The sequence below is a fragment of the Hyphomicrobium sp. genome, assembly GCF_020852195.1.
Lineage (GTDB): Bacteria > Pseudomonadota > Alphaproteobacteria > Rhizobiales > Hyphomicrobiaceae > Hyphomicrobium_C.
In genome coordinates this window covers 1-9,058 of the sequence record NZ_JADZBI010000040.1, presented here as the reverse complement: position 1 = coordinate 9,058, position 9,058 = coordinate 1, and the positions used below count along the sequence as shown (strand labels likewise).

Annotated in this window: 11 protein-coding genes; all 11 read left to right on the top strand. The window is 67.1% G+C overall.

Going from position 1 to position 9,058, the window contains the following annotated elements:
* Nucleotides 1-735 (top strand): methanol oxidation system protein MoxJ (gene moxJ / locus IT540_RS03425; protein WP_291173299.1); only part of this gene is annotated, 735 nt, incomplete at its 5' end.
* An 86-nt stretch (nucleotides 736-821) separates the two neighbouring features.
* Nucleotides 822-1,367 (top strand): cytochrome c(L), periplasmic, encoded by a 546-nt coding sequence (moxG, locus tag IT540_RS03420; protein WP_291173300.1) that lies wholly within the window; start codon nucleotides 822-824, stop codon nucleotides 1,365-1,367.
* 99 nt (nucleotides 1,368-1,466) lie between these two features.
* Nucleotides 1,467-1,754, top strand: coding sequence for a methanol dehydrogenase [cytochrome c] subunit (locus IT540_RS03415; protein ID WP_291173298.1), 288 nt, complete (start codon nucleotides 1,467-1,469; stop codon nucleotides 1,752-1,754).
* 145 nt (nucleotides 1,755-1,899) lie between these two features.
* A complete protein-coding gene (locus tag IT540_RS03410; RefSeq protein WP_291173296.1) occupies nucleotides 1,900-2,949 on the top strand; it encodes a MoxR family ATPase in 1,050 nt (349 codons plus the stop codon).
* Nucleotides 2,946-3,821, top strand: coding sequence for a DUF58 domain-containing protein (locus tag IT540_RS03405; protein WP_291173294.1), 876 nt, complete (start codon nucleotides 2,946-2,948; stop codon nucleotides 3,819-3,821). Before IT540_RS03410 ends, IT540_RS03405 begins: the two co-directional genes overlap by 4 nt.
* Before the next feature lie 3 nt (nucleotides 3,822-3,824).
* Entirely contained in the window at nucleotides 3,825-4,739 is a 915-nt protein-coding gene (locus IT540_RS03400) for a nonribosomal peptide synthetase MxaA (RefSeq protein WP_291173292.1), read from the top strand.
* The gene (locus tag IT540_RS03395) at nucleotides 4,736-5,740 is read left to right on the top strand and encodes a vWA domain-containing protein (RefSeq protein ID WP_291173290.1); all 1,005 of its coding nucleotides are present in this window, start codon (nucleotides 4,736-4,738) and stop codon (nucleotides 5,738-5,740) included. Before IT540_RS03400 ends, IT540_RS03395 begins: the two co-directional genes overlap by 4 nt.
* On the top strand, nucleotides 5,740-6,354 hold the full coding sequence (locus IT540_RS03390; RefSeq protein WP_291173288.1) for a hypothetical protein: 615 nt from the start codon (nucleotides 5,740-5,742) through the stop codon (nucleotides 6,352-6,354). The genes IT540_RS03395 and IT540_RS03390 overlap by 1 nt, the downstream gene beginning before the upstream one ends.
* A complete protein-coding gene (locus IT540_RS03385; protein WP_291173286.1) occupies nucleotides 6,354-7,370 on the top strand; it encodes a vWA domain-containing protein in 1,017 nt (338 codons plus the stop codon). Before IT540_RS03390 ends, IT540_RS03385 begins: the two co-directional genes overlap by 1 nt.
* A 20-nt stretch (nucleotides 7,371-7,390) precedes the next feature.
* A complete protein-coding gene (locus tag IT540_RS03380; protein ID WP_291173285.1) occupies nucleotides 7,391-7,927 on the top strand; it encodes an SRPBCC family protein in 537 nt (178 codons plus the stop codon).
* A gap of 13 nt (nucleotides 7,928-7,940) precedes the next feature.
* The gene (locus tag IT540_RS03375; protein WP_291173282.1) at nucleotides 7,941-8,903 is read left to right on the top strand and encodes a beta-propeller fold lactonase family protein; all 963 of its coding nucleotides are present in this window, start codon (nucleotides 7,941-7,943) and stop codon (nucleotides 8,901-8,903) included.
* Nucleotides 8,904-9,058 lie beyond the last annotated feature (155 nt).

The following is a 9,058-nucleotide window of genomic DNA, read 5'->3' as shown; positions in this document are numbered from 1 at the left end:
GCCGACGAGCTCCCCTATTCCAGCCGCGACGGCTCCGGCTTCGAGAACAAGATCGCCACCGCGCTTGCCGAGGCCATGGGCCGCAAGCCGCACTTCGTCTGGTTCTCGCGCCCGGGCATCTACATCGTCCGCGACCAGCTCGACATGAAGATGTGCGATGTCGTGATGGGCATCGACACCGGCGACGAGCGTGTGTTGACGACCAAGCCCTATTACCGCGCGCCCTACGTCTTTATCCAGCGTACGGACACCAAGCTCGATATCAAGGACTGGAACAGCCCTGATCTCGCCAAGGCGACGAAGATCGGATTCACGCCTGGCTCGCCGGCGCAGATCATGCTCGAGAAGCTCGGTCTTTTCCGTGAGCACTTCAACTACATGCACTCGCTGACGAACTTCCAGGACAAGCGCAACAAGTTCACGCGCATTCCTCCGCAGCGCATGGTGAACGAGGTCGCCGACGGAACGGCTGACGTGGCTGTCAACTTCGCTCCCGAGGTGGCGCGCTACGCCAAGGCCTCCGGCAAGGTGACGCTCACCATCATCCCCGACAACAACGTGCGCAGCGACGGCGAGAAGGTTCCGCACCATTTCGACCAGTCGATCGGCGTGCGCAAGGACGACACCGAGCTCCACGCGGCGCTGGAGCTCGCGCTCGACAAGGCGAAGCCGAAGATCGAGGAGATCCTCAAGGACGAGGGAATTCCGCTCGTGGCCGGCCTGCCGAGATCATGAGCGTCTGACGGACAAGAAACGCGAGAAACCACGGGTTCGACCACAGGATGAAGAATACAAAGTTAGTTAGGGCTGCGGCACTGATCATGGGCTGCGTGTTGGCAAGTGCGAGCTTATCGGCAGAAGCCTTCCGCCATACGATCACGGGCGAGGATCTGAAGGTGCCGGAGACCGCTCTCCCGGAAGGACGGGACACGGAAGCTGCAAAGCACTTCCTCGAGTCCGGCGTGAACCTGTACACCGAGGTGGAGGGTTGCCTGCCGAAGGGCGAGGAGATCTACCTCACGGCCTGCTCGGGCTGCCATGGCCACTATGGCGAGGGCAAGCTCGGCCCCGGCTTGGCGGACTCGTACTGGACCTATCCCAAGAACAAGACCGACAAGGGTCTTTTCGAGACCATCTATGGCGGCGCCCAGGGCATGATGGGACCGCATAACGATCACTCGATTGATGATCTGCTGAAGCTTATCGCCTGGATCCGTCACATGTACACGGGTGAAGCAGCCGATGCGGACTGGCTGACGGAAGAGCAGAAGAAGAGCTTCAAGCCGTTCAAGCCTGAGGAACACAAGCCTGCTGAAGGCGATCAAGTCGCTGATGCCGGCGAGTGCAAGGCAGCCGCAGCAAACTAGCCGGCAAACGGCGCCGACACGGTGCTCGCCGGAAGATTGCGGATGTCAGGGCGGGTTAAACCGCTCGCAACGGAAGACGTGGATTGGAGGAACTGACCCATGAAGAAGTCTATCGTGACGCTCGCCGCGAGTGCGGTGATCCTCGCCGTCGGCGCCGGCGTGGCTGGCGCCTACGACGGCACCCAGTGCAAGGCTGCCGGTGTTTGCTGGGAGCCGAAGCCCGGCTACCCGGACAAGGTCGCCGGCTCGAAGTACGACCCGAAGCATGACCCCAAGGAGCTCGCCAAGCAGCAGAAGGCTCTGGACGACCAGTCCGCGCGCAACGCGAAGCGCGCCGAGCACTTCAAGAAGACCGGCAAGTGGGTCTACGACGTCTCGAAGCTCTAGGGCTTCGCGCGTTCGGATTTCCTCGGCTGCAGTGCCACGCTTGCAAGAGCGCTGCTTCCTCTCCGAGGGTTCTTGGGGTGCGGTTTCGGCCGCACCTCCTTTTTGAACCAGGCCGCGGTTCGGCTCCGCGTGCCGCGAGGTCCTAATGCCGCACGATAAGATCGACGCCGGTGATCCTGCCGGACGGAGCGACTTGCCCGCTTGGCGCACACGGGCTCAAAGATTCGAGACAGAAGTCGGGAAGGCGGTGATCGGACAGGAGCGGGTCATCCGCCTGTTGACGATTGCGCTTTTCTCCCGCGGGCACGTGCTGCTCGAGGGCGATGTCGGCGTCGGCAAGACGACGCTCCTGCGCGCGGCCGCCCGCTGCGTGGGTGGCGCCTACGAGCGCATCGAGGGCACCATCGACCTGATGCCCGGCGACCTCATCTATCATACCTATCTCGCCGACGACGGCCGCCCGCGCGTCGAGGAAGGCCCGGTGCTCAGGGCCGGCGAGAACCTCGCTATCTTCTTCTTCAACGAGATTAACCGCGCGCGGCCGCAGGTGCATTCGCTGCTGCTGCGGCTCATGGCGGAGCGCAGCGTCTCGGCCTTCAACCGCGAGTTCCGCTTCCCGCATCTCGTCGTGTTCGCCGACCGCAACCGCGTCGAGCGCGAGGAGACGTTCGAGCTGCCCGCTGCAGCCCGAGACCGCTTCCTGATGGAGATCGCGATCAACACGCCGGCGGATCCCGAGACACGCCGCGCGCTTGCCTTTGACACGCGCTTTCACGACGGCGATCGGCTGATCGGCTCGCTTGAGGAGGGCATTCTCGAATATGACAAGCTGAACGACGTCGCGCGCGCCATCCAGAGCGAGATCAAGACGAGCGACGCGCTCGAGCGCTATGTGCTCAGCCTCTGGCAGGCGGTGCGCAACCCTGCCGAGGCCGGTATCGAGATCGACGGCGTCGACACCGCGCGGCTTGTCGCTGCTGGCGCAAGCCCGCGCGGGCTGAGCTACCTCGTGCGCGCCGCCCGCGTTGCGGCCTGGCTCGACGGCCGCACCATGGCCGTCCCCGAGGACGTGCGGGCGGTGTTCTTCGAGACCATGGCGCACCGTATCTTCTTCGAGCCAGCCTACGAGATGCGCCGCGAGACGATCGCGCGGCAGCTCATCGACGCGCTGTTCGAGACGGTCCCGGTGCCATGACGGCGCGCGCCAAGACCGCCGCGCCGCTTCCGGTCGATCTTCCCTATCGGATCGTCTGGAAGAGCCGCGCGCTGCGTCAGGGCGCACATCGCAGCGTGCAATCGGGCGCCGGCGGTATGTTTCGCGATCTCGCGACGCTGATCGAATACAATGATCCCCGCCGCATCGATCTGCGCCAGAGCCTGCGCGATCCCTTCGAGACGCTGTATGTGCGGCGCTTCGAGGAGAAGAGCCAGATCGGTGTCGCGATGCTGCTCGACGTGTCGGGCTCGATGGGCTTTCACGGCGCCGCGCGCAAGATGGCGCTGGCGGCCGAGCTGGCGCAGGTGTTCGCGACCGCGGTGCGCCGCGCCGGCGACACGTTCGCGCTTTACGCGGCCGACGACACCGTGCGCGAGGGGCTTTCGGTGCTGCCGACGCGCTCGCGCGCCGGCGAGGCCGATATGGTTGCGGCGCTGCGGGCTTTCGTGCCTGCGCGCAGGGGTGCCGCGGGTCTGATCGACGCGGCGCGCAGGGTCGGCCGAAAGCGCAATCTGGTGCTGGTCGTGTCGGACTTCCTGCTGCCTGAGGACCAGCTCGAGGCGCTGTTCGAGGTCCTGTCCGGCCATGACGTGGTTCCCATCCGGATCGCCGACTCGCGCGAAAGCGCGGCACTTCCGTCGTGGGGGCTCGTGGAGCTTGCCGATCTCGAAACTGGCCGGCGGCGCCTCGTAGCCATGCGGCCGGCACTCAGGGCCGAGTGGCAAAGGAGGTACGAGGCTCGCCGGTCCTTTTTTCGCCGACTCGCGGCGCGCTACGGGCGCGAACCGTTCGAGATCACCGATGCCATCGCCTGGGACCGCCTTGGCGCCCATCTTGCCGCGGGAGCATGAGGTATGCGGGCAAGCCTCGCCTTCCTCCTGGCACTTGCCGCGCTGGCGCCGAGCGCGGCCGCAGAGGTGCGCTCCGTGCACACCATCGAGCCGCGTCCCTTCGGCTACTTCCTCGGCGATATGCTCGAGCGTACGGTCGAGATCGAGACCGGGCCGGACGACGAGATCGTGCAGGCGTCGCTGCCGCGCACCGGCGCCTCTAACTACTGGCTCGAGCTGCGGGCGATCGCACAGAGCTCCGCCCGGCAGGGTGACGGGCGCCTGCACACGCTGAAGCTCACCTATCAGGCGTTCTATGCGCCGATCGATCCGAGAAAGCAGACGATTCCTTCGACGGAGATTACGATCCGCGGGCCGAACGGCAGCGAGACCGCGCGCATCCCGCCGTTCACGTTCATCATGTCGCCGCTGCGCGAGATCTTTCCCGAGAAGAGCGGCGAGACGGCCGAGACCTTCCTTCGTCCCGACGTGGCACCGCAGCCGCGCCGCTCCGGAGGGCTCCGCACCGGGGCCCTGATCGCTGCCGGGCTCTCCGCGCTCTTCCTGGTGCTGCTCGCCCGCGACCTTGCCTGGTGGCCGTTCCATCGCCGGCCGGCGCGTCCCTTCTCGCGCGCGGCGCGGGAGATCGGGCACGCGCTCGCCAAGGGTGGGGCCGACGGCTATCGCGCTGCGCTGCTCGCGCTGCACCGGGCCTTCGACACGGCCGCCGGCCATCGCCTGCTCGCCGCGGACCTCGACGGCTTCCTCACCGCCCATCCCGAGCACGGCGACACGCGGTCGCTGGTCGAGCGCTTCTTCTCCGCCTCGCGGGCGGTGTTCTTCGGCGATGCGCAGCGGGAGGGCGAGACGCGCCTTCCGCCCTCCGAGCTCAAGGAGCTGGCGGCGACGCTGGCGCGTCAGGAGAGGGCTGCGCGATGACCGATTTCGCCCTCACCACGCCGAGCGTTCTGCTGTTGCTGCCGCTGGCGCTGCTGCCGCTGGTGGTGTCCGCGCAGCGGCCCCAGAGCTATCCGTCCATCGATGACCTCGAGATCGATCCCCTGTCCGTTGCGCTCGACTGGGCGTTGCGCATCGCCGGCGCGATCGCCATCGCCGCGCTGATCCTCGGCATCGGAGGGCTGCATCGGCTCGGGCGCACGATCGAGAAGACGGGCGAGGGTGCCCATATGGTGCTGCTTATCGACCGCTCGTCGAGCATGGACAACACGTTCGCCGGGCGCGCGCCGGAAGGCGGCGAGGAGAGCAAGTCCGCCGCCGCGCGCCGCCTGCTCAAAGACTTCATCCTGCGCCGCGACCATGATCTCCTGGGCGTTGCGGCCTTCTCCACCTCGCCGATGCACGTGCTGCCGATGACCGATCACAAGGGGGCGGTGGTCGCTGCCATCGACGCGATGGATCGTTCGGGCCTGGCCTTCACCAACGTGGGCCGCGGCCTCGCGCTGGCGCTCGACATGCAGGAGGCGGACACGTCGCCGGCGGCGCGCGTGATCCTGCTGGTCTCGGACGGCGCCGCGGTCATCGACCGCAAGGTGCAGGAGACGCTGCGCGCGGCCTTCGCCCGCCGTCCCATCAATCTCTACTGGCTGTTCCTGCGCACGGAGGGCACGCCCGGCATCTCGACCGTGCCGGGGCCTGGCGAGGAGGACACGCCGCAGGCCATGCCGGAGCGGCACCTCGACAAGTTCTTCAAGTCGCTCGGCACCAGCTACCGGGCGTTCGAAGCGGAGAATCCGGAAGCCGTTGCCGAGGCCATCGCCGAGATCAGCAAGCTCGAGCGCAGCCCCATCACCTACCATGAGCGCATCCCGCACGACGACCTCAAGGCACGGTGCTTTGCCGTCGCGCTCGCGGCGCTGCTCGTGCTGTTGGCAGCCAGGCTGGCCGAGGTTCGCCTCGTTCCCGCAACGGAGGAGACGTGATGTCGTCGGCGTCCCGGAGCGGTCTTTCTCGCGTGCTCACGCCGGTTGTCGCGGCGCTGCGCAAAGTGCGGACTCCCGCGTTGGCCGCGCTGCTGGTCGCCTCGGTGGCCGCGCTCGCCGTGCTCACGTGGCGGATCTACGAGGTGCGCCGCGACAACGCCATCATTGCCGCCCTCAAGGCGGGCGACGACATTCCCGTCGATCCGCGCGGCGCATCGGGTGAGGTGCTGCTCGCGCGCTCCGCCTTCCTTCTGCACACCGACCGGCGCGACGAGGCGCAGGCGCTGCTCGATGCGTCGTCCGGCGTGGTCGATGCGAAGCTGCGCGCGCGCCTGCTCTACAACCATGCCAATGCGCGCATCCGGGATGCCATCGCCGCTATCGAGCGCGCCGACAACGACAAGGCCATTCCGCTCACGCGGCTGGCCAAGGACGAGTACCGTCTCGCGCTGCGCCTCGATCCGGATGCCTGGGACATCAAATACAACTACGACGTCGCCATGCGCATCGTGCGCGACTTCCCGGGCTACGAGCAGGAGGGGGAGGAGGTGCCGCCCGACGCGCCGAAACGCCTCTGGACTGATCTTCCCGGCGTACCGAGGGGGCTGCCCTGATGCGGGAGCGGTTGCAGGATGCGCGCTTCTGGGCGCTGCTTGCGGCGCTGGCGCTGACGTGTCTCGCGCTCGCGCTGCCGCGCGTCACGCTCACGCGCGATGTCTACGATGTGCTGGCCGTGGTCGACATCACCGGCAGCATGAATACGCGCGACATGGCGCTCTCCGGCCAGCCCGTGAGCCGGATCGACGCCGCCAAGGCGGCGCTCGAGCGCCTGCTCGCGGACCTGCCCTGCCAGTCCCGGCTCGGCCTCGGCATTTTCACCGAGCGGCGCTCGTTCCTGCTCTTCAATCCGATCGAAGTCTGCGAGAACTTCGCGCCGCTTGAGACCGCCATCCAGGAGCTCGACTGGCGCATGGCGTGGGAGGGCGACAGCATGGTCGCCAAGGGCTTCTATCACGCCATAACCATCGCCGAGGATCTTAAGGCCGACCTGGTCTTCGTCACCGACGGGCACGAGGCGCCGCCGCTGCCGGGGGGCGGCACGATGCTGCCGGAGTTCGAGGGCACGCCCGGAAAGGTGAAGGGGATTCTGCTCGGCGTCGGCGGCCGGGACAAGGTGCCGCTTCCGAAGTTCGACGACGAGGGACACGAGGTCGGGACGTACACGGCGGATGAGGTGCCGCAGGAGAACCGTACCGGTGCTCCCCCGCCCGATGCGCACTTGCGTCCGGGCTATCACCCGAAATGGGCGCCGTTCGGCACCGATCCGCCGAGCGGCGACGAGCACCTGACATCGGTGCGCAGCGCGTATCTCGACACGTTGGCGGCAAGCGTCGGGTTCGGCCACGTGGATCTGGTCGACGCGCCGGATCTGCTCGGCGCGATCTCCGAGCATGCCCGCACGCGCCCGGTCGAGGTCGCGGTCGATATCCGCCCGATTCCGGCGGCGCTGGCGCTGGCGCTGCTCGTGGGCCTCTATGCCGTTCCGTTCTTCACAGCCCGCTTGCGCATGCCCGCCAGGCGGTCCACCGCATCGGCGCCGCCCCTCGGCGCTGCAGCACTCAGACCCTGACAGATCGAATGAGGATGACGATGACGTTCATTGTACGCGCGATGGCAACACTGGCCCTCAGCCTTGCGGCCGCGATGCCGGCCTTTGCGCACGGGCCAACGCCCCAGAAGGCCGAGGAGAAGATCACCATCGCGGCACCGCCGGCGAAGGTGTGGGAGGCGCTCAAGGAATTCGGCGACGTGAGCTGGAATCCCGCCATCACCAAGGTCGAGGCGAGCGGCGGCAACGAGCCCGGCAGCGCATCGCGCACCATCACGCTCAAGACCGGCAATCTCGTCGAAGGCCTCGACGAGTACAGCGACAAGGACATGAGCTACGGCTACCGGCTCTCGACGGAGAATCTGGAGGCGCTGCCAGTCAGCTTCTACTCGGCGACCATTGCCGTCACGCCGGCGGGCGAGGGCAGCGAGGTGACCTGGGTCGGCCGCTTCTACCGCGGCGACACCAGCAACTTCCCGCCCGACAATCTCAACGACGAGGCGGCCGTGAAGGCGATGACCGAGTTCATGCAGGGGGGCCTCAACGGCCTCAAGGCGAAGGTCGAAGGCAAGAGCTGAGGGAACGAACGCGATGAGCTTGCGGCGGACGAGCATCGCTGTGCTGGCCGCGCTTGCGGCCTGCGTCTCGCTTGCCGACGAGGCCGGTGCAAAGGAGCGCGTCTACGTCCTGAGCCAGGCCGGAGCGGCGCTGAGCGAGATCGAGGATGGAGCGGAGAAGACGGCCGCTCCGATCCCTCTCGACAAGGCCCCTGCCGCGCTGGTGCTGTCATCCGACGGGGCGCAAGCCTATGTCAGCCATCCCGATATCGGTAAGGTGTCGATCGTCGACCTCGGCCAGCGGCGCGTCGTCAGCTCGCTCACCGTCGCCGGGTCACCGTTCGGGCTCGCCGTGGCGAAGGACGGGCGCCTCTTCGTCGGGGACTGGAACGGAGCGCATGTCTCGGTGATCGACACCAAGGGCCAAGCGCCGCCGCGGACCGTCGACGTCGGGCGCGCGCCGGCCCACCTCATCCTCACGCCGGACGAAAAGCTGCTGTTCATCGCCAACCGCGAGAGCGACAGCGTGAGCGTCGTGCGCACTGAAGACCTTTCCGTTGCCGCCACCATCGCCGTGGACCGCGCGCCGTTTGCCATGGCGCTCTCGCCCGATGCGACGCGCCTCTATGTCGGCAACGTCCAGGGTGGCACCGTCTCCATTGTCGATACGGCGGGCTTCAAGGTGACCAAGACCCGTGTCAGCGGTGCCATGCCTTACGGCGCGGCGGTAACGGGCGACGGATTGCGCCTCGTCGTTACCAATCAGCAGGCAAGCACGGTCTCGGTGATCGAGGCCAAGGACGCACCACCTAGCGTGATCAAGGTCGGCGGCTATCCGGAAGGCGTCGCCATCAACGCAGACGGCACGCGCGCCTACGTCGCCAACTGGTTCTCGGACGACGTCTCAGTGCTCGATCTCGAGAGCCTGAAGGAAATCCGTCGTATCAAGTGTCCGCAAGGTCCGCGCGGCATCGCGATCTCGCATCATTCTCCGTAGGACGTCTCAGCAAGGGAAGCGCAGCGATGCTTAGAAGGTCAGGTCCGGCGTTCACCGCTGTGCTGCTGGCGCTCCTCAGTCCCACCCTCGCAGAGGCCGGTAAATATTGCGGCGACTTGGTGGAAGGCGGGAAGTCATCCGGCGCGGCGCAGGAG

Excerpts from the sequence above, each read along its gene's own strand:
- IT540_RS03395 (WP_291173290.1), top strand. The coding sequence starts at position 4,736 with ATGACCGATTTCGCCCTCACCACGCCGAGCGTTCTGCTGTTGCTGCCG.
- IT540_RS03380 (WP_291173285.1), top strand. The coding sequence starts at position 7,391 with ATGACGTTCATTGTACGCGCGATGGCAACACTGGCCCTCAGCCTTGCG.
- IT540_RS03390 (WP_291173288.1), top strand. The coding sequence starts at position 5,740 with ATGTCGTCGGCGTCCCGGAGCGGTCTTTCTCGCGTGCTCACGCCGGTT.
- IT540_RS03410 (WP_291173296.1), top strand. The coding sequence starts at position 1,900 with ATGCCGCACGATAAGATCGACGCCGGTGATCCTGCCGGACGGAGCGAC.
- IT540_RS03375 (WP_291173282.1), top strand. The coding sequence starts at position 7,941 with ATGAGCTTGCGGCGGACGAGCATCGCTGTGCTGGCCGCGCTTGCGGCC.
- IT540_RS03400 (WP_291173292.1), top strand. The coding sequence starts at position 3,825 with ATGCGGGCAAGCCTCGCCTTCCTCCTGGCACTTGCCGCGCTGGCGCCG.
- IT540_RS03415 (WP_291173298.1), top strand. The coding sequence starts at position 1,467 with ATGAAGAAGTCTATCGTGACGCTCGCCGCGAGTGCGGTGATCCTCGCC.
- IT540_RS03385 (WP_291173286.1), top strand. The coding sequence starts at position 6,354 with ATGCGGGAGCGGTTGCAGGATGCGCGCTTCTGGGCGCTGCTTGCGGCG.
- moxG (WP_291173300.1), top strand. The coding sequence starts at position 822 with ATGGGCTGCGTGTTGGCAAGTGCGAGCTTATCGGCAGAAGCCTTCCGC.
- IT540_RS03405 (WP_291173294.1), top strand. The coding sequence starts at position 2,946 with ATGACGGCGCGCGCCAAGACCGCCGCGCCGCTTCCGGTCGATCTTCCC.